Source organism: Streptomyces sp. SYP-A7185 (assembly GCF_046103685.1).
Taxonomy (GTDB): domain Bacteria; phylum Actinomycetota; class Actinomycetes; order Streptomycetales; family Streptomycetaceae; genus Streptomyces.
This window is the reverse complement of sequence record NZ_CP122310.1, coordinates 7,294,776-7,312,473: the sequence shown is the minus strand read 5'-3', so window position 1 is coordinate 7,312,473 and position 17,698 is coordinate 7,294,776. Positions and strand designations below refer to the sequence as shown.

At 71.8% G+C, this 17,698-nt stretch carries 17 protein-coding genes; 4 read left to right on the top strand and 13 right to left on the bottom strand.

Going from position 1 to position 17,698, the window contains the following annotated elements; translation table 11 throughout:
* Positions 1-140 precede the first annotated feature (140 nt).
* The 8 genes from QBL25_RS32065 to QBL25_RS32030 form a co-directional block, all read right to left on the bottom strand.
* On the bottom strand, positions 141-1,199 hold the full coding sequence (locus QBL25_RS32065) for a PfkB family carbohydrate kinase (protein ID WP_409060433.1): 1,059 nt from the start codon (positions 1,197-1,199) through the stop codon (positions 141-143).
* Between the two features lie 7 nt (positions 1,200-1,206).
* Entirely contained in the window at positions 1,207-1,650 is a 444-nt protein-coding gene (locus tag QBL25_RS32060; protein WP_409060432.1) for an SRPBCC family protein, read from the bottom strand.
* Positions 1,651-1,654: 4 nt separating this feature from the next.
* A complete protein-coding gene (locus QBL25_RS32055) occupies positions 1,655-1,915 on the bottom strand; it encodes an acyl carrier protein (RefSeq protein WP_409060431.1) in 261 nt (86 codons plus the stop codon).
* A 117-nt stretch (positions 1,916-2,032) separates the two neighbouring features.
* The gene (gene acpS, locus QBL25_RS32050) at positions 2,033-2,461 is read right to left on the bottom strand and encodes a holo-ACP synthase (protein WP_409060430.1); all 429 of its coding nucleotides are present in this window, start codon (positions 2,459-2,461) and stop codon (positions 2,033-2,035) included.
* Positions 2,440-3,681 (bottom strand): beta-ketoacyl-[acyl-carrier-protein] synthase family protein, encoded by a 1,242-nt coding sequence (locus tag QBL25_RS32045; RefSeq protein ID WP_409060429.1) that lies wholly within the window; start codon positions 3,679-3,681, stop codon positions 2,440-2,442. Before QBL25_RS32045 ends, acpS begins: the two co-directional genes overlap by 22 nt.
* A complete protein-coding gene (locus QBL25_RS32040; RefSeq protein ID WP_409060428.1) occupies positions 3,678-4,970 on the bottom strand; it encodes a beta-ketoacyl-[acyl-carrier-protein] synthase family protein in 1,293 nt (430 codons plus the stop codon). Before QBL25_RS32040 ends, QBL25_RS32045 begins: the two co-directional genes overlap by 4 nt.
* Positions 4,970-6,037: a methyltransferase domain-containing protein gene (locus QBL25_RS32035; protein WP_409060427.1), complete on the bottom strand. Its 1,068-nt coding sequence runs from the start codon at positions 6,035-6,037 to the stop codon at positions 4,970-4,972. The genes QBL25_RS32040 and QBL25_RS32035 overlap by 1 nt, the downstream gene beginning before the upstream one ends.
* The gene (locus tag QBL25_RS32030) at positions 6,034-6,468 is read right to left on the bottom strand and encodes a cupin domain-containing protein (protein WP_409060426.1); all 435 of its coding nucleotides are present in this window, start codon (positions 6,466-6,468) and stop codon (positions 6,034-6,036) included. The genes QBL25_RS32035 and QBL25_RS32030 overlap by 4 nt, the downstream gene beginning before the upstream one ends.
* Positions 6,469-6,773: 305 nt before the next feature.
* Here QBL25_RS32030 and QBL25_RS32025 point away from each other — a divergent pair, with 305 nt between their 5' ends.
* Entirely contained in the window at positions 6,774-7,214 is a 441-nt protein-coding gene (locus tag QBL25_RS32025; protein ID WP_409060425.1) for a hypothetical protein, read from the top strand.
* On the opposite strand, the gene QBL25_RS32020 is transcribed toward QBL25_RS32025, so the two are convergent.
* Positions 7,183-7,536: a winged helix-turn-helix transcriptional regulator gene (locus QBL25_RS32020; protein ID WP_409060424.1), complete on the bottom strand. Its 354-nt coding sequence runs from the start codon at positions 7,534-7,536 to the stop codon at positions 7,183-7,185. The two genes, QBL25_RS32025 and QBL25_RS32020, sit on opposite strands and share 32 nt — an antisense overlap.
* A gap of 258 nt (positions 7,537-7,794) precedes the next feature.
* Here QBL25_RS32020 and QBL25_RS32015 point away from each other — a divergent pair, with 258 nt between their 5' ends.
* The 3 genes from QBL25_RS32015 to QBL25_RS32005 all read left to right on the top strand — a co-directional run bounded on the left by QBL25_RS32015 (position 7,795) and on the right by QBL25_RS32005 (position 11,761).
* Complete coding sequence (locus QBL25_RS32015) at positions 7,795-9,993, top strand: alpha-N-acetylglucosaminidase (RefSeq protein ID WP_409060423.1); 2,199 nt, start codon at positions 7,795-7,797, stop codon at positions 9,991-9,993.
* Positions 9,994-10,142: 149 nt separating this feature from the next.
* Positions 10,143-10,988, top strand: coding sequence for a chitosanase (locus QBL25_RS32010; protein ID WP_409060422.1), 846 nt, complete (start codon positions 10,143-10,145; stop codon positions 10,986-10,988).
* 128 nt (positions 10,989-11,116) lie between these two features.
* The gene (locus tag QBL25_RS32005; RefSeq protein ID WP_409060421.1) at positions 11,117-11,761 is read left to right on the top strand and encodes a LysE family translocator; all 645 of its coding nucleotides are present in this window, start codon (positions 11,117-11,119) and stop codon (positions 11,759-11,761) included.
* On the opposite strand, the gene QBL25_RS32000 is transcribed toward QBL25_RS32005, so the two are convergent.
* The 4 genes from QBL25_RS32000 to QBL25_RS31985 all read right to left on the bottom strand — a co-directional run bounded on the left by QBL25_RS32000 (position 11,721) and on the right by QBL25_RS31985 (position 17,681).
* Positions 11,721-12,938: an MFS transporter gene (locus QBL25_RS32000; RefSeq protein ID WP_409060420.1), complete on the bottom strand. Its 1,218-nt coding sequence runs from the start codon at positions 12,936-12,938 to the stop codon at positions 11,721-11,723. The two genes, QBL25_RS32005 and QBL25_RS32000, sit on opposite strands and share 41 nt — an antisense overlap.
* A 113-nt stretch (positions 12,939-13,051) precedes the next feature.
* Entirely contained in the window at positions 13,052-14,446 is a 1,395-nt protein-coding gene (locus tag QBL25_RS31995; protein WP_409060419.1) for a nucleobase:cation symporter-2 family protein, read from the bottom strand.
* Between the two features lie 137 nt (positions 14,447-14,583).
* The gene (locus QBL25_RS31990) at positions 14,584-15,942 is read right to left on the bottom strand and encodes a nucleobase:cation symporter-2 family protein (protein ID WP_409062844.1); all 1,359 of its coding nucleotides are present in this window, start codon (positions 15,940-15,942) and stop codon (positions 14,584-14,586) included.
* A gap of 350 nt (positions 15,943-16,292) precedes the next feature.
* The gene (locus tag QBL25_RS31985) at positions 16,293-17,681 is read right to left on the bottom strand and encodes an 8-oxoguanine deaminase (RefSeq protein ID WP_409060418.1); all 1,389 of its coding nucleotides are present in this window, start codon (positions 17,679-17,681) and stop codon (positions 16,293-16,295) included.
* Positions 17,682-17,698: the final 17 nt, after the last annotated feature.

The following is a 17,698-nucleotide window of genomic DNA, read 5'->3' as shown; positions in this document are numbered from 1 at the left end:
CGCTTCTTCCACGCGTATTCCGTGTTTCTGGTGGGCTTCTGCTGGGCCACTGCTGGGCTTCTGGTGGGCTTCTTCCGGGCGTCTCGGTGTGCGTCTGTGTCTCTCTCGGTCTCTCTCGGTCTCTCTCTCGCCGTGACGCCTCACGCGGCGGGGGCGAGCAGGCGGTGGATCGCGGCCGCCGCCGTATGGCCGTACGCCTCCCTGACCCGGCCGAGGAGGCGGCGTACGTCCATCGCGTACTCCTGTGCTCCGGGTGCCTCCAGGGCGAACGCGGCCAGCGCGCAGCCCAGTTGGGCGGACCGTTCGAGCGGTGCGCCCCGGACGAGCCCGGCGACGAGGCCCGCCCGGAAGGCGTCGCCCGCCCCGCTCGGCTCGGCCACCGTGACCGAGCCGAGCGCGGGGACGAGGCACGGCTCACGGCCCGCGCGCTCGATCCGCGCCCCGGCGGCGCCGAGCGTGGTGACCCACGCCCCGACGCGTTCGAGGACGCCCGGACCGCTCCACCCGGTGGCCTCCCTCAACCGTCTCGCCTCGCCCTCGCCGGTGACGAGGCACCTCGCCCCCGAGACGCAGTACGTGAGCCCGGCGCGGCCCAGCGCCCCGATCCGCCACGCGGGGTGGGCCACGAACGGCAGCCCCAGCGCCCGGCACTCCGCGGTGTGCCGGAGCATGGCCACCGGGTCGCCGGGAGCGACCACCACCAGATCGAGACCCCCCGTACGCTCCGCCACGGACCGCAGCGAGAGCGTCGCCGACGCCCCCATGGCCCCCGGCCTGAAGGCGGTGATCCGCTCCCCCGCCGCGTCGGTGGCGCGCACGTGCCGCGCGGTGTGCTCGCCCGGCACGACCAGGACGGACTCGGTGTCGACCCCGTGCTGCTTGAGCCACACCTGGTAGTCGGCGAAGTCGGAGCCGGCCGCGCCGACCAGGACCGGGGTCAGGCCGAGGCGGCCGAGACCGAAGGCGATGTTGGCCGCGGCCCCGCCCCGGCGGACCGCGAACCGCTCGGCGAGGAAGGGCAGCGACGCGACGTGCGGGCGGCGTGGCCCAGGCCGACCCGCTCCCGGTCGACCCGCTTCCGACTGATCCGCTCCGGACCGGCCCGTTCCCGACCGATCCGCGCCCGGTCGGTCCGGGAAGCGGCCGGGGAAGGTCAGGAGGTGGTCCATCGCGATGGCCCCCGTGACGGCGACGGACACCGGGACCTCAGACTCCGGACTCGATCTTCCGCTTGATGCCCGCCTGGTTCTGCCGGGTGTGCAGCTGCATGCGCTCCACCACGGTCGGCAGGGGGACATCAAAGGCGTCGTCGACCTCGAAGTCCTGGACCCAGGTCATCAGGGTCCCCTCGGGCACCGGCCGGTAGCTCCACCTGAGGTGCATGTAGCGGAAGGGGAAGAGCGGATCGCGCCGCTCGGCGACCGCCGTGAGCTCGCGGTGGTCCAGGAGCCGCCAGGAAGTCCAGGTCGCGCCCTCGGGGTTGGTCAGCTCGAAGAGGATCTCGGTCCAGCGCCCGTCCCGCTCCTCGGAGACCACCTTGGCGTGGCGGTACTCGTCGAAGAGGTCGGGCCAGCGGCCGATGTCATTGGTGATCTCGAAGACGCGCAGGGCGTCGGCCTCGATGACCACGCTGTTCTCGATCCTGGGCATCGGCTCAGCTCCCCACCGGGGCGACGCCCGCGGTCAACAGGCGGCGCACGCCATCGACGAGGTCGCCAACGGTGCGGAAGCCGCCCTCGGCGTCGGCGTCGATGCTGACGCCGAAGTGCTGTTCGAGGGCGACGACGATCTCGACCAGCTCGGTCGAGTCGATGTCGAGGTCGTCGGCCAGGCGCTGGTCGTCGGTCAGCTCCTCGCTCTCGAAGCCGGCACCGCGCAGGACGGTGACCACGTTCTCTCGGATGTCCGTGTCCATGGAACTCACGTGCTCCTTCCGGTGGTTCGGAGGGTGTAGGTGGTGCGGATGGTTTAAGTGGTGCGGAGGGTTCGGATCAGATGACTCGCTTCGCATGGCCCGGTGAGGAAGCGCGGGTCAGTCGGCGACCGCGATCGCCACGGCCACGCCCGCCTCGTGCGAGATGCTCACGTGCAGCCCGCTGTAGCCCGCGCGCCGGAACGCCTCACCGGCCCGCCCCGTCAGCCGGGGCGCCGGTGCCCCCGACGCCTCGCGGCCGATCTCCACGTCCCGCCAGCCAAGGCCTTCGCCGTGGCCGCCGAGTGCTTTGCGCACGGCCTCCTTGGCGGCGATGCGGCCGGCCATGCGGGAGGCCCGGTGGCGGGGCGATCCGCCGTCGCACAGGGCCAGTTCGTTGACGGTGAGAAACCGCTCCACGAGCCGCCGCCCCCGCCGCTCGGTCATGGCGCGCAGCCGCTCGACGTCCACGACGTCGATGCCCACCGCGCGGATCCCGGCCGACGGCGGCAGGGCGCCCCGCACGGTCAGCGGCTCAGCAGCAGACATGCGTTGACACCTCCCAGGCCGCGCGAGACCACCAGTGCGTGCGCGCGGTCGGCCAGGGGCCGTGCCTGCCCCGCGACCACGTCGAGGTCGATGCCGGGAGCGGCGTGGTCCAGGTTCGGGGTCGGCGGCAGCACCCCGTCGCGCAGGGCCCGCAGGGCGAGCGCCGCGTCGGCGGGCGCCGCCGCGCCCAGGAGATGGCCGAAGCCCGCCTTGGGCGCGGTGACCGGGAGCCGCCGGGCGACGGCGGGGCCGAACGCCTCGTGCAGCGCGTATCCCTCGGTCACGTCCTCGAAGGGAACGCCCGAGCCGTGCGCGAAGACCGCCCCGATGTCGGCGCCCGCGATCCCGGCGCGTTCCGTGGCGGTGCGCAGGGCGCGGGCGAGGACCTGCCCGGTCGGCTCGACGGTGTAGTACGGCATGTAGCCGTCGGTGCTCACGCCCCAGCCGGCCAGCTCCCCCAGGATCCGCGCCCCGCGCGCCTCGGCGTGTTCGCGGCGCTCCATGACGAGGAACACCGCGCCCTCGCCGAAGACGCTGCCGCCGTGGCCCGCGTCGAAGGGGCGGTACAGCTCATGCGGGTTGAGCGAGCCGCGGGACTTGGCGCCGAGCCCGCTGGTCTCCATGCAGAGCCAGCCGTACGGCGACAGGGGCGCCTCCACGCCCCCCGCGACCACGAGGTCCGCGCGGTCGCGCAGGAGCGTCTCGGCCCCGCCGATCAGGGCGTACGCGCCGCTGGCCCGGTCGGCGACGAACGTGCGTGCCGGGCCCTTGATCCCCTGGTCGATGCAGATGTTGCCCTGGGGCGCCGCGGGGAACCAGGCGGTCGCCTGGTAGGGGCTGAGCGCGCGCGGCCCGTCGGTCCACAGGTGGCGCAGCTCGCGTTCGGCGAACTCCCAGCCGCCCAGGATGTTCCCGACCATGACGCCGGTGCGCTCGGCGGACGCGTCCTCGCCCACGGTGACGCCGGCGTCCGCGAGGGCCTGCCGCACGGCGTGGACGGACAGGTGCGTGAAGCGGTCGGTGCGCTTGACGAAGCGGGAGGGCAGTTCGGCGCCCGCGTCGAAGTCGGCCTGGCCCGCCGCCGACGTCGCGTACGAGGAGGCGTCGAAGCGGTCGATGGCGGTGACGCGCGGGACACCGTCGCGTGCGCTGTCCCACAGGGGATCGATGCCGGTGCCGGCCGGGGTGACCGCGCCGATGCCGGTGATGACGACGCTCATCGGTGCGCCCCTTCCCGTACGGCCCGTGTGACGAGGGCGGCGTGCAGTCCCGCGAAGCCGCTGGCGCCCTTGAGGATCGCCTCGCCGTGCCACGGGCGGCCCTCGCCGGGGACGTAGTCGAGGTCGCAGGTGGGGTCGGGGTTCTCGTAGTTGGCGGTCGGGTGGACGAAGGAGTGCTTGCCCGCGAGGGCGCAGAGCACGATCTCCATGGCGCTCGCGGCGGCCAGCGCGTGGCCGACCATCGACTTCGCCGAGTTCACCGGGATCTCGCGGGCGCGCTCGCCGAGGGCGAGCTTGAGGGCGCTGGTCTCGCACGTGTCGTTCTGCGGGGTGGAGCTGCCGTGCGAGCTGACGTGGTCGATGTCCTCCGGACGCAGGCCGGCCTCCGCTACGGCCTGTGTCATGGCGCGGGTCAGGTCGGCGCCGTCGGAGAGCAGGTCCGTCATGTGCGCGGCGTTGGAGGTGTGCGAGAAGCCGTCGACCGTCAGGTAGGGCGCGGCTCCCCGGCGCTCGGCGTGTTCGCGCGACTCCAGGACGACGACTCCGCAGCCCTCGCCGAGCACGAAGCCGTCGCGGCCCGCGTCGTACGGCCGCGAGGCGGCCTCGGGCCGGTCGGCGTGGATACGGGAGAGGCAGTTGATGATCTCGAAGGACGCCACCGTCACCGGAGTGATGGGCGCCTCCGTGGCCCCCGCGATCATCACGTCCGCCTCGCCGTGGCGGATCGCGTCGTAGGCGTGGCCGATCGCGTCGACGCCGCCGATGCAGCCGGTCGACAGGGTCACGCAGGGGCCTTGCATGCCGAGGAGCGCGGAGAGGATCGTGCCGGGGGTGTTCGACATGGACGCGAGGTACAGGTCGCGGCCCGCCTCGGCCGGGTCGATGGGCCCCCGGCCCTCGTCGGTGACCCGCAGGAACTCCTCCTCCATCTTCGGGGTGCCGCAGACGGCCGTGGACAGCGAGAGTCCGGCGCGCACCGGGTCGTAGGTGCCCCGGTCGAGTCCGGCGTCCCGTACGGCCTGGAAAGCCGCCGCGACGGCGAACTGCGTGTACCGGTCCAGGCGTTGCACCTCGGGCGGCAGTCCCGGGATCTGCTCTTCGAATCCGGCGACCTCGGCGATCGCATCGGAGGCGAATGCGAAGTTCCCGAAGAGGGCCGAACTCGTGATGTCGGACAGGGGTTTGGTGACGCTCTTTCCCGCCGAGACCGTTTCCCAGAATGCTTCTGTTCCGATACCGGCCGGGCTGACCACGCCCAGGCCGGTGACCACCACTTCTCGTACGTGCATCACTGACGCCTTTCTCCGGTGAGGACGGTGATGAGGCCGGGCGTGACGGATTCCTGTGCCGTCACGCCGTATTTCTCCATGACCGCGCGGTACGCGGATTCCTCCTGGACCCCGCCCGCCTCGGTGTTCACCAGGAGGCTGAGCGCGATCATCGGGCGGTGCAGGGCGGGCCGCCCCGGCTCCTGGCGCATGACGTCGACGATCAGGAGGGTGCCGCCGGGGCGCAGCAGCCGCGCGCACTCCTGGACGAGGCGCTCGGTGGCGTCCGGGCCCGCGAAACGGCTCAGGTGGGCGAGGACGACGGTGTCGAAGCAGCCGTCGGGGAAGGGCGCCCCGGGTAAGTCGCCCGCGTAGTCCCGGGTGAAGTCGGCGGGGACGAAGCGGAACCGCTCCGCCACGCCGAACTCCGCGGCGCGCTCCCGGGCGGCGGTGAGCAGCTCCGGGGCGTCGTGGGCCACCACCCGTGCCCGCGGGTCGGCGGCGGCCAGGGCGATGCCCCACTCACCGGCGCCCGAGGCGAAGTCCAGGACACGGCCCGCGCGCGGCAGGGCCAGTTCCCGCGTCACGCGGAAGGCGGTGCGCACGCCCACCGGGAAGATCCCGGCGAACATCCCCGGATACCGCCCCCGGTTCTCCGGCAGGCCCAGCTCGCCGCCGCCGTGCCCGCCGGTGCGCACCAGGTCGGTGAGGCCGCTCCACTGGTCCCACTCCGCGAGGACGTCCGCGAAGTGGCCGCCGAGGTAGCCGCGACCGCCCTCGACGAGATGGGCGCGGGAGGTGTCGGTGAGCGTCCAGCTCTCCTCGGCACCGCCCGCGACCAGGCCGAGCTCCTCCAGGGCGGCGAGCAGTGCGCGCAGCGCGGCGGTGTCGCAGCCCAGTTCGGCGGCGAGGCCCCGCGTGCCGCGCGAGCCCCGGGCGAGGCCGGTGAACACGCCCAGGTCCAGGGCGGTGCCGAGCACTCGGGCGCGGGCGAAGCCGAAGTTCAGGGCGAGGAGCGGGCCGGGGTCCGGCGCGTCTTCGTAGGGAGCGAGCGCGCGGCGGTGGGCCGCGGTCGTCGGGGCAGTCACTTGCCGGCCTCCAGGAGGCTCACGTACTCGGGGTTCTGCGTGTACTCGTACGGGTCCTCGGAGAGGAACACGTTCCGTACGGGGGGCCGCTCGCAGGGTGCGACGACCAGGAACCGGCAGGTCTGGTCCGGGCCCGTGACGAAGCCGTGGGGTTCGCCCCGGGGGATGAAGATGGCGTCGCCGGGGCCCACTTCCTCGGTCTTGCCCTGCTCCGGCATGACGAGTCCCATCGACCCTTCGAGCACATAGATCTCGTGCTCCCACTCGTGGTAATGCGGTGGCGTGGAACCGTTCGGGGAGACCTCGAATTCGGTGAGGACGAAGCGGTCGGCGCCGTCCGGTGTGTCGATGAGTTTCCGGTGGAGGGTCTCCTTCGCCCCCGGTTCGCGGACTATCTCCGCCTTGACGTGGGTCCTGTGCACACGCTTCATGGGCTGCCTTTCTCCGGGTTTCTCGGGATGGGGTGGGGCGCGGCGCTCTCCCGGTGTTTTCGCGGGTTTCGCGGCTGTCGCCGCCGCGCGGTTCTCGCGGAATACGCGGCTTTCCCGGGGCGCCTCACTCGAAGGTAGGTCGGCGGCAGCAAGGCCCTCTATGGGCAAGAACCGCCGCCGACCACGGGACATGGAGCCGCACTTGCCCGGGACACCGGCCCACGGGGGCGGGACAAAGTCCCGGTGGGCGGGCTACGCTTCCCCGAGCGCTTCGGAAATCGAAGCGGTCAGGAGGAGTGACACCGATGGCCCTCGACGTACGTGACGTACTGGCGCCCGGCGCACCCGAACGGACCCGGCTCCTGCTCGCGCCGGACGTCGTCTTCCACAGCCCGGTGGCCGACTACGGCGGGCGGGACGACGTGGCGCACCTGCTCCCGAAGATCGGTCAGTGCCTGGCGGGGCTCGAACCACTGCGGGAGTTCACCGGTGCCGACGCGGGCGGACGGGCAGGGGAGCAGAAACAGGGACAGGAGCAAGGGCAGGGGCGGGAGCAGCACGGCGTGACGACCTTCACCGCCAGGGTCGGCGAGGAGTCGGCCTACGGGGTGCTTGAGCAAATACTCGACGGAGAGGGCCGGCTGGCGGAGGCGACCCTGCTGATCAGGCCGCTGCACGTGCTGAAGGCCGCCGTGTCCCGGATGGGCGACGCGCTCAGCGCCGACCCTCTGCCGAGTCGGCGCTGACCTCCGTCGCCCAGCGCTCGGCCCACGCGTCCAGCGGGCGCAGGGCCTGGTGGACCTCGTGGCCGAGCGCGGTCAGGACGTAGGAGCTGTCGGGCAATTGCCGCACCAGCCGGGCTTCGAGCAGCTCGGTCAGGCGCTGGCGCAGCACGCTGGACGACATCGCGTCGCACCGCTCCCGCAGCGCACGGAACCCGAGCGGCTCGGCCCGCAGCTCCCAGACGATCCGCAGACTCCAGCGCCGCCCGAGAAGGTCGAGGGCGGCCATCAGGGGCCGTCCGGTGGTGGAGGCGCGGGTCGGCTTACCGGGCAGCGGAACGGTCATCCGGCGACGCTAGCACCGGCCGGCACCGGGGCTTCGCCGCTCCGAGCGGCAGAGCGCGGGTGGCAGTGCGCGGGTGGCAGAGCGCGGGCGGCACACGCACCCCGGGTCGCGTCGCGAAACCGCGCCGCGCCGGGCCGGCCCAGCCGGGGCGCCGCGTCGTCTTGACCATGGTTCCCGGGCGGTTCATCGTGGTGCGCCGTCCCGCACCGCCCGGGTGGCCGCCCGGGCTTCGCCGAACCGGGAGGGTATCCCTACGTCATGCCCCTGCCCCGCCGCACCTTCCTCAGCGCCCTCGCCGCGACGACCGGCGCCGCCGTCGCCTGCTCCGGCTCCCCCGCGGACGGCTCCCCCGCGGACGGCGCCCCCACCTCCGAGTCCCCCGCCGCCAAGGCCGCCCGGCGGCTGCTGCCAGGACACTGGAAGCAGCTGACGTTCCTCACCGAGGGAGCCGCCGACACCTTCCGGGTGTCCGGGCGGCGCGGGCAGCTCACCGTCGCCGGACCGACGCCCGCCGCCCAGCTCACCGGCCTGCGGCACTACTTGAAGCACACCGCCCACGCCAACATCACCTGGGCGGGCGAGCAGCTGGACCTGCCCGGCCGGCTCCCCGCCCCGGACCAGCCCGTGACCGGGCGGGCCAACGCCCCGCACCGCTTCGTCCTCAACGACACGAACGACGGTTACACGGGGGCGTACCACGACTGGTCGTACTGGGAGCGCGAGATCGACGTGCTCGCGCTGCACGGCTACAACGAGGTGCTCGTGTACGTCGGCGCCGACGCGCTCTACCACCGCGTGTTCCAGGAGTTCGGCTACTCCGACCGGGAGATGCGCGAGTGGATCCCGGCCCCGGCGCACCAGCCGTGGTGGCTGCTCCAGAACATGTCCGCGTTCCCCCACCCGGTCTCCCGCCGGCTCCTGGACCGCAGAGCCGCGTTGGGCCGCCGGATCGCCGACCGGCTGCGCGAGCTCGGCATGACCCCGGTCCTGCCCGGCTACTTCGGCACGGTCCCGCCCGGCTTCACCGCGAGGAACCCCGGCGCGAGGACCGTGCCGCAGGGCGACTGGGTCGGCTTCGCGCGGCCCGACTGGCTCGACCCGCGCACCGAGCACTTCGGACGGGTGGCCGCCGCCTTCTACCGCGTCCAGGACGAGCTGTTCGGCGCGTCGACGATGTACAAGATGGACCTCCTGCACGAGGGCGGGAAGCCGGGCGACGTCCCGGTCCCGGACGCGGCGAAGGCCGTCGAGAAGGCACTGCGAGCCGCGCACCCCGGCGCCACCTGGGTGATCCTCGGCTGGCAGAGCAACCCGCCCCGGGCCATCGTCGACGCCGTCGACAAGTCGAGAATGCTGGTGGTCGACGGCCTCTCCGACCGCTTCCCGAAGGTCACCGACCGCGAGTCCGACTGGCACGGCACCCCGTACACCTTCGGCTCGATCTGGAACTTCGGCGGGCACACGGCGCTGGGCGCCAACACCCCCGACTGGGCCGAGCTGTACGAGAAGTGGCGCACCAAGGAGGGCAGCGCCCAGCGCGGCATCTCCCTGATGCCGGAGGCGGCCGACAACAACCCCGCCGCCTTCGAGCTCTTCTCCGAACTGGCGTGGAAGACAGGCGAGTTGGACCTCAAGACGTGGTTCGCCGACTGGTCCGTGTCGCGTTACGGCGCCGCCGACCCGCACGCGTCCGCCGCCTGGGACGTCCTGCGCCGCACCGCGTACGGCACGACCCGCGCCGACGAGTGGTCCGAGGGCGCGGACGGCCTCTTCGGCGCGCGCCCCGACCTGGCGGCGACGTCGGCGGCGGCCTGGTCGCCGAAGGCGATGCGGTACGACCCCGCGGAGTTCGAGCCCGCGCTCACCGAACTGCTCGCCGTGCGCGCCGGGTTGCGGACGTCCGCCGCCTACCGCCGCGACCTCCTGGACGTGGCCCGCCAGGCCCTCTCCAACCGCAGCCGCGTGCTCCTCCCCCGGATCAAGCATGCGTACGACGACCGGGACACCGCCCTCTTCGACCGGCTCACCCGGACCTGGCTCGGCCATCTGGACCTGCTCGACGCGCTGGTGGCCACCGACTCCCGTCACCTCCTGGGCCGCTGGGTCGCCGACGCCCGCGCCTGGGGCGCCGACGCCACCGAGCGGAAGCAGCTCGCGTACGACCAGTTGTCGCTCCTCACCGTGTGGGGCACGCGGTCCGGGGCGGACGCGGGCCTGCGCGACTACGCGAACCGCGAGTGGGCCGGACTGGTCGGCGGGCTCTACCGGCTGCGCTGGGACACGTACTTCAAGGAGCTGCGATCGGCGCTCGGCGAAGGGCGCGCCCCGAAGGCCGTGGACTGGTTCACGCTCGAAGACGGCTGGATTCGTGACCCGGGACATCTCGCCGCCCGGCCGACCGGAGACACGTACAAAATCGCTGTTCAGGTGCACGAACGGCTGACCAGGACGCGATAGTCGGGCCGGGCACGGGCCTCAAGATCGTCAACTCGCCTCTCCTTGACGGGTATACGTCACCCTCGAACTCTGGTAGGAAACCTTCCTAACAGTACGCGGAAGAGCCCAAGAGTCATCGGATCGACGAACTCCCCCACCTTGGAGGTCCCGTGCCCACCCCCCATCGCGCCCCCACGCCCCGTCTCCACACCTCACGCCGCACCCTGCTCGGCTTCATCGGCGCCTCGCTCGTCGCGGGCCCCGTCATCGCTTCGCAGACGGCGGGCGCCGCACCCGCCGTCAGGGCGGGCGGCCTCGACGATCCGGCGAAGAAGGAGATCGCCATGAAGATCGTGTGCAGCGCCGAGAACTCCAGCCTCAACTGGAAGGACTACTACCGCTACTGCGAGGACATAGGCGACGGCCGCGGCTACACCGCCGGGATCATCGGCTTCTGCTCGGGCACCGGAGACATGCTCGACCTCGTCGAGCTGTACACCCGGCGCAAGCCGGGCAACGTCCTCGCCAAGTACCTGCCCGCGCTGCGCGAGGTGGACGGCACCGACTCCCACGAGGGCCTCGACCCCACGTTCCAGGGCGACTGGGAGCGGGCCGCCGGGGACGCCGAGTTCCAGAAGGCGCAGAACGACGAGCGTGACCGCGTCTACTTCAACCCGTCCGTCAAGCAGGGCAAGGCGGACGGCGTCGGCGTCCTCGGGCAGTTCGCGTACTACGACGCGATCGTCATGCACGGCAACGGCGGTGACAGCACCAGCTTCGGCAACATCCGCAAGCGCGCGCTGCGTTCGGCCAAGCCGCCGGCCCAGGGCGGCGACGAGGTCACCTGGCTCAACGCCTTCCTGGACGCGCGCGTCTGGGCGATGAAGCAGGAGGAGGCGCACGAGGACACCAGCCGCGTCGACACGGCCCAGCGGGTGTTCCTGAAGAAGGGCAACCTCGACCTGAACACGCCGCTGGAGTGGAAGGTGTACGGGGACCCGTACCGCATCGGCTGAGCCACCGGCCTCCGCGTGGGGCGCCGCATCGGTACGGCGGCGCCCCACGCGGGATGTAGCAGCGCTTACGCGATACGTGCAGAAATCGTCGCTGGTGCCGGGCGGGGCCGCCGTCCGATGCTTGACCCATGATCGGAATGAACGCGGTGCTCGGCGTCGCAGTGGTCTCGCTCGGCATGGTCCTCACGCCCGGGCCCAACATGATGTACCTCGTCTCGCGGAGCATCACGCAGGGCAGGCGGGCCGGGGCGATCTCGCTGGCCGGGGTCGCGGTCGGCTTTCTCGTCTATCTGACGGCCGCCAACCTGGGCCTGTCGCTGGTCTTCCTCGCGGTCCCCCAGCTGTACGTGGCCGTGAAGCTGGCGGGGGCGGCCTATCTGGCGTGGCTGGCCTGGAAGGCGCTGAAGCCGGGCGGCACCTCGGTCTTCGCCCACCAGGAGCTGGCCCCCGACTCGCCCCGGCGGCTGTTCTCCATGGGGGTCCTGACGAACCTCCTGAACCCGAAGGTCGCCGTCATGTACCTCTCGCTCATCCCCCAGTTCATCGATCCGGCGGCCGGGCACACCCTGCTTCAGGGCTTCACGCTCGGCGGCATACAGATCGCCGTCAGCCTGGGCGTGAACCTCGCCATCGTCATGGCGGCGGGCGCCATCGCGGTGTTCCTCGCCCGGCGCCCGACCTGGCTGCGGGTGCAGCGGTACGTGATGGGGACGGTGCTGGGCGCCCTCGCGGTCAAGCTCGCGACGGACCGGGCACCGGCCGCCACGGCGTGAGGGAGGCCACCGCCACCGCGAAGGCCGCGGCGACGCCCCCGAGCGTCATGACGACGGTGGTGGACGACGCGTCGACCACCGCGCCGCCCGCGAGCGCACCGAACGAGAACGTGGCCTGGAAGGACGACGTGAACAGCACGGACGCCGCCTCGGGCGCGTGCGGGGCCGCGCCCACGAACCACGTCTGGGAGCACACCGGCACCGCGCCGTAGGCCACGCCCCAGACCAAGAGCAGGACGAGCGCGCCGGCGTGCCCGGTGCCGAGGACGGGCAGCAGCAGCGTGGCGGCAGCGACGAGCCCGGCGGCCGCGGCGAAGGTGGCCCGCGGCATCCGCTCGACCCTGGCTCCGGCGAGGAAGTTGCCGAGGATGCCGGCGACTCCGTAGGCGAGCAGGAAGAGGGTGATCGCCCGCGGGCTCGCGTGGGTCACCTCCGCCAGGAACGGAGTGACGTACGTGTACGTGCCGAAGTGGGCCGTCACGACGAGGAAGGTGACCGCGAGGGCGGCGCGCACGCGGGCGGTGCCGAGGAGTTCGCGCAGCACGGCGAGCCGGGTGACGTGCCGCGGCGGCAGGGGCGGCACGGAGACCACGAGCGCGGCGAGAACTGCCAGCGTCAGGACGCCCATGACGGTGAACGCCGCGCGCCAGCCCGCGAGCCCGCCGAGCAGGGTCCCGGCGGGCACGCCGAGCACGGAGCCGAGCGGGACCGCGGAGAAGATCACGGCGGTCGCCCGGCCGGCCTGCGCCTCGGGGACCAGACGCGAGGCCAGGCTCGCGCCGATGGACCAGAAGGCGCCGATGACGAGTCCGACCAGGACCCGGGAGACCATCATCAGCCAGTAGCCGGGCGCGAGCGCCGCGAGGAAGTTGGCGAGGGCGAGCACCAGGATCAGGGCGCGGAGCAGGTGGCGCCGGTCGAGGCGTGCGGTCGTGAGCGTCACGGTCGGTGCGGCGACGGCGGCGAGGAGGCCGGGCAGGGTCATCATCAGGCCTGCCGTGCCGTCCGAGATGCCGAAGCTGTCGCCGATGGGGGTGAGCAGGCCGATCGGCAGGATCTCGGTGGTGACGATGGCGAAGATCCCCGTCGTCACGGCGAGGACGGCGGGCCAGCCGCCCTGCCGCGGGCGGACGGGACGGGTGGTGGCGGACGGGGGCGCTGTGGTGGGTGCGGGCATGCGCCCGAGTTCAGCAGCGGGGCCGGGCCCCGGTCTGGCACGTATGCGACGTCACCGTGCCCCGCCGGGGATGACGTCGCATTCCCGCGCGTCGCCCCCGGCCGGGCGTCGGTTCAGTGGGTGACGGCGGGCTCGGGTTCGGCCGTGCTCGCCTTGCCGCTGCCCAGGTGGTTGAAGACGAGGTTCAGGGCCACCGCGAGCAGGCAGCCCGTGGAGATCCCCGAGCCGAGCACGATCTGCGCCCAGGCCGGGAACGCGTCGTAAAAGCCGTCCGAGAGCGCGGGGGCCAGGCCCGCGCCGAGGGTGACCACGACGATCAGGGCGTTGTCGCCCCGGTGCAGGTCCGCCTGGAGCAGCGTCTGGATGCCGCTGACCGCGATGGAGCCGAAGAGGAAGAGGCTGACGGCGGCGAGGACCGGCATGGGTACCACGGAGATCAGTGCCGCCGCTGCCGGGCTGAGGCCGATCAGGACCAGGATCGCGCCGCTGAGCGCCACCACGAAGCGGCTGCGCACCTTGGAGATGACGACCAGGCCGATGTTCTGGGCGAACGCGCTCGCGTGGAAGGCGTTGAAGAGCGGGCTGAGGGCGGAGCCGAGGGCGTCGGCGCGCAGACCGCGGGCGATGGTCTTCTCGTCGACCTCCTTGTCGACGATCTTGCCGAGGGCGATCATGTCGGCGGTCGACTCGGTGAGGATCACGAGCATCACCACGCACATCGAGATGATGGCGGGCACGTTGAACTGCGGGGCACCGAAGTGCAGCGGGGAGGGGACGCCGACCAGCGCGGCGCCGTCGAGCTTGGAGAAGTCGGCGAGGCCCATCGGTATCGCGAGCAGCGTTCCGAAGATCATCGCGAAGAGCATGCTGATCTGCTTGAGGAAGCCGCGCGTGAAGCGCTGGAGCAGCAGCATGACCAGGACGGTCGCGCCCGCGAGGCCGATGCTGCCCGGCTGCGGGGTGCCGGAGGGCGAGTCGTCCACGATCCAGTCGTACGCGACGGGGATCAGCGAGACGCCGATCAGGGTGATGACCGAGCCCGTCACCACCGGCGGGAAGAACCGCACCAGGCGTGAGAAGTACGAACTGACCAGGAAGCCGAAGAGGCTGGAGACGATGATCGCGCCGAAGACGACGGGCATGCCCGCCTCGACGCCGCCCTGGGTGGTGAGGATCGTCAGCATCACGCCGACGCCCGCGAACGAGACGCCGTTGACGAAGGGCAGGCGGGAGCCGATGAAGTTGCCGATGCCCAGCGTCTGGAGCAGGGTCGCGATGCCCGCCATCAGCAGGCTGCCGCCCATCAGTACGGCCGTGTCGCCCGGCGACATCTTGGCGGCGACGGCCACGACGAGCGGGACCGAGACCGCGCCGGCGTACATGGAGGCGACGTGCTGGAGGCTGGCGACGAGCATGCGGCCCGGCGGCAGGATCTCGTCGACCGGATGAACCTCAGGGGCCTGGCCGGCCGGTGCGGCCGGGTGGGCGGGGCGGGGCTGAGAACTCATGGGTGGCGCTTCTTCCGTGTGCGTGACGCCGGAAGTCGGCCCTGCCGCGCGGGAGTTCACGAGGCGTGCGGCGGGACCGACCATCAGTCCGACTGGAAAGTAACTTCCGCGATGCGGGCGGCGTCACGCACGTTACGTCAGTGGGCCCCCGCTGCGGAAGACCCTTCGCGCACCCTCTGTTCAGCGATTTCTCCTCCCGGTTCCATCGGGTTGGTCACGTCGTCGTCCTCACCTCGTTTGCCGATGTGGTTGAAGACGAGGTTGAGCAGCACGGCCGCGACACAGCCCGTGGAGATGCCCGAGTCGAGGATGATCTTCGCGGTCTCCGGGAACGCGTGGTAGAACTCCGGCGCCGCGATCGGGATGAGACCGACGGCCAGCGAGACCGCCACGATCAGGACGTTGTTGTCACGCTCCAGGTTCGCCTTGACCAGCGTCTGGATACCGCTCGCCGCGACCGAACCGAAGAGGACGACACCCGCGCCGCCGAGCACCGGACGCGGTACGACGGCGATGAGCGAGGCGGCCATCGGGCACAGGCCCATCAGGACCAGGAAGCCGCCGCCCACGGCGACGACGTACCGGCTGCGGATCTTCGTCATCGCCACGAGGCCGATGTTCTGGGCGAACGCGCTGCACATGAAGCCGTTGAAGAGCGGGCTGACCGCCGAGCCGAGGCAGTCCGCGCGCAGTCCGGCCGCGATGGTCTTCTCGTCGGCGGGACGCTCCACGATCTCGCCGAGCGCCAGCATGTCGGCGGTGGACTCGGTCATCGAGACGACCATGACGACGCAGAGGGAGACGATCGCCGCCGCCGCGAACTGCGGGGCGCCGAAGTGGAACGGCGTCGGGAAGCCGACGATGTCCGCGTCGCCGACCGGGCTGAAGTCGGTGACGCCGAACGGGATCGCGATGACCGTGCCGAGGACGAGACCCAGGAGCACGGCGATCTGCTTGACGAAGCCGGTGGTGAACCGGCGGAGCAGCAGCACGATGACGAGGGTGATGCCCGCGAGACCGAGGTTCTTCATCGAACCGTAGTCGTCGGCGCCCGGCACCGGGCCCTGCGCCCAGCCGAAGGCGACGGGCATGAGCGAGATGCCGATGAGCGTGATGACCGTGCCGGTCACCACCGGCGGGAAGAAGCGGACCAGCTTGGAGAAGAACGGCGCCGCGATGAAGCCGAGGACGCCCGCGACGATGACCGCGCCGAAGATGATCGGGAGCGCGTCGTCCTTGTTGTCGGTCGATTCGACGACCGCGATCATGGGGGCGACACCGGCGAAGGTGACACCGTTGACGAAGGGCAGCCGGGCGCCGATCTTCCAGATGCCGAGCGTCTGGAGGAAGGTGGCCAGGCCCGCGGTGAACAGACACGCGCCGGTCAGGAAGGTGAGTTCCTTCGCGGAGAGGCCGATCGCCGCGCCCACGATGAGCGGCGGGGCGACGACGCCCGCGTACATGGCCGCCACGTGCTGGAGGCCGGTCGTCGCCATCTTGAGCGGGGGAAGCTTCTGGTCGACGGGGTGTGTCTCGGGTATGGCGCTCTCACCGTCGACGTCGGATGGGTCTGGGGTGGTGCCTTGCTTGGTGAACCTGGGCTGAGTGGCCACTGTGGCTCCTCCGGTTGTTTTCCAGTACGGGCCGCATTGCCGGCACTTTTCGCTTCTGGGAGGTGGTGCGTGGTGCAAGGACTTGCTCGGTATGAAGTTGTGGTGCGCCCAGGTAGTACTGACCGCCCCGGGAACGCGAAGCTTTGGGCCACGTTCCGGGGCGGCACTTGAGCAACCCGCTCGGCTGCTCAAGTCCGGTCAGGGGCCGTCCCCCCTGACCGGAGTTCTTGGGTTCAGGCCTGCGCGGCGATCCGCGCGAGGCGCTGCGCCTCGTCCCGCGCGGAGCGGGCGATGGCGTCCTCGTCGACGTGCAGCAGCCGGTCGTTCTCGACGATCGGGCGGCCGTTGACGAGGGAGAGCGTGACCGGGGCCGCCGCGCCGAAGACGATGGCGGTCACCGGGTCGGCGATCGAGGAGTGCCCGATGCCGTCGATCTTCCAGAGGACCAGGTCGGCGAGCTTGCCCGGTTCGAGCGACCCGATCTGCGTGGCGCGGCCCAGGACCTGGGCGCCGCCGAAGGTGCCGAGCCGCAGCGCCTGACGGGCGTTCAGGGCCGCCTCGCGGTGGGCGCCGAGGCGGTTGATGAGCAGGGCGTTGCGCAGCTCGGTGTGGAGTTCGCCGGACTCGTTGGACGCGGTGCCGTCGACGCCGAGGCCGACCGGGACGCCCGCCTTGAGCATGTCGGGCACCCGGGCGATGCCGGCGGCCAGCCGCGCGTTGGAGGAGGGGCAGTGCGCGACGCCGGTGCCCGTGCGGGCGAAGGCGGCGATGTCCGAGTCGTTCATGTGGACGCAGTGCGCCATCCACACGTCGTCACCGAGCCAGCCCGTCGACTCGAAGTAGTCGGTCGGACCCATGCCGAACAGCTCCTTGCAGAACTGCTCCTCCTCGACGGTCTCGCTGCCGTGGGTGTGCAGGCGTACGCCCTTGGCGCGGGCCAGCTCGGCGCCCTGCTTCATGAGTTCGGTCGAGACCGAGAACGGGGAGCAGGGGGCGACGGCGACCTGGGTCATCGAGTCGAAGGAGGCGTCGTGGTGCTGGTCGACCGTCTCGGCGGTCGCGGCGAGCGCGCCCTCCAGGGTCTCCACGGCGAAGTCCGGCGGCAGGCCGCCGTCCTTCTCGCTGCGGTCCATCGAGCCGCGGGCGAGGGTAAAGCGGACGCCCATGTCGCGCGCGGCGCCGATGATGGCGCCGGACAGGTCGCCGGAGTCCTTGGGGAAGACGTAGTGGTGGTCCATCGCGGTGGTGACACCGCCGCGGGCCATCATGCCGAGCGAGCCCTGGGCCGCCGCCTTCACCATCTGCTCGTCGATGCGCGCCCAGGTCGGGTAGAGCGCGACGAGCCAGTTGAAGAGGTTGTGGTCGGTGGCCAGGCCCCGGGTGATCCACTGGTAGAAGTGGTGGTGCGTGTTGACCAGGCCGGGGGTCACGAGGTGACCGGTTCCGTCCACGCGGCGCACGACGTTCTGAAGGCCCTCGGGGGCCTTCCCCGCGCCGATGGACTCGATCTTGTTGCCGGCGACGACGACGTGCCCCGAGGCGTACTCGGTGTCGTTCGCGTCGACGGTGGCGATGGCACAGTTCTCGATGACGATGCGCTCTAGGGCTGCCGGTGCTGCCATGGTGCTTCTTCCTTCGT

Coding starts and splice junctions, on each gene's coding strand:
- QBL25_RS32060 (WP_409060432.1), bottom strand. CDS start 1,650: ATGCCCAGGATCGAGAACAGCGTGGTCATCGAGGCCGACGCCCTGCGC.
- QBL25_RS31995 (WP_409060419.1), bottom strand. CDS start 14,446: ATGAGTTCTCAGCCCCGCCCCGCCCACCCGGCCGCACCGGCCGGCCAG.
- QBL25_RS32045 (WP_409060429.1), bottom strand. CDS start 3,681: ATGAGCGTCGTCATCACCGGCATCGGCGCGGTCACCCCGGCCGGCACC.
- QBL25_RS32005 (WP_409060421.1), top strand. CDS start 11,117: ATGATCGGAATGAACGCGGTGCTCGGCGTCGCAGTGGTCTCGCTCGGC.
- QBL25_RS32020 (WP_409060424.1), bottom strand. CDS start 7,536: ATGACCGTTCCGCTGCCCGGTAAGCCGACCCGCGCCTCCACCACCGGA.
- QBL25_RS32030 (WP_409060426.1), bottom strand. CDS start 6,468: ATGAAGCGTGTGCACAGGACCCACGTCAAGGCGGAGATAGTCCGCGAA.
- acpS (WP_409060430.1), bottom strand. CDS start 2,461: ATGTCTGCTGCTGAGCCGCTGACCGTGCGGGGCGCCCTGCCGCCGTCG.
- QBL25_RS32000 (WP_409060420.1), bottom strand. CDS start 12,938: ATGCCCGCACCCACCACAGCGCCCCCGTCCGCCACCACCCGTCCCGTC.
- QBL25_RS32015 (WP_409060423.1), top strand. CDS start 7,795: ATGCCCCTGCCCCGCCGCACCTTCCTCAGCGCCCTCGCCGCGACGACC.
- QBL25_RS32025 (WP_409060425.1), top strand. CDS start 6,774: ATGGCCCTCGACGTACGTGACGTACTGGCGCCCGGCGCACCCGAACGG.
- QBL25_RS32040 (WP_409060428.1), bottom strand. CDS start 4,970: ATGCACGTACGAGAAGTGGTGGTCACCGGCCTGGGCGTGGTCAGCCCG.
- QBL25_RS31990 (WP_409062844.1), bottom strand. CDS start 15,942: ATGGCGACGACCGGCCTCCAGCACGTGGCGGCCATGTACGCGGGCGTC.
- QBL25_RS31985 (WP_409060418.1), bottom strand. CDS start 17,681: ATGGCAGCACCGGCAGCCCTAGAGCGCATCGTCATCGAGAACTGTGCC.
- QBL25_RS32055 (WP_409060431.1), bottom strand. CDS start 1,915: ATGGACACGGACATCCGAGAGAACGTGGTCACCGTCCTGCGCGGTGCC.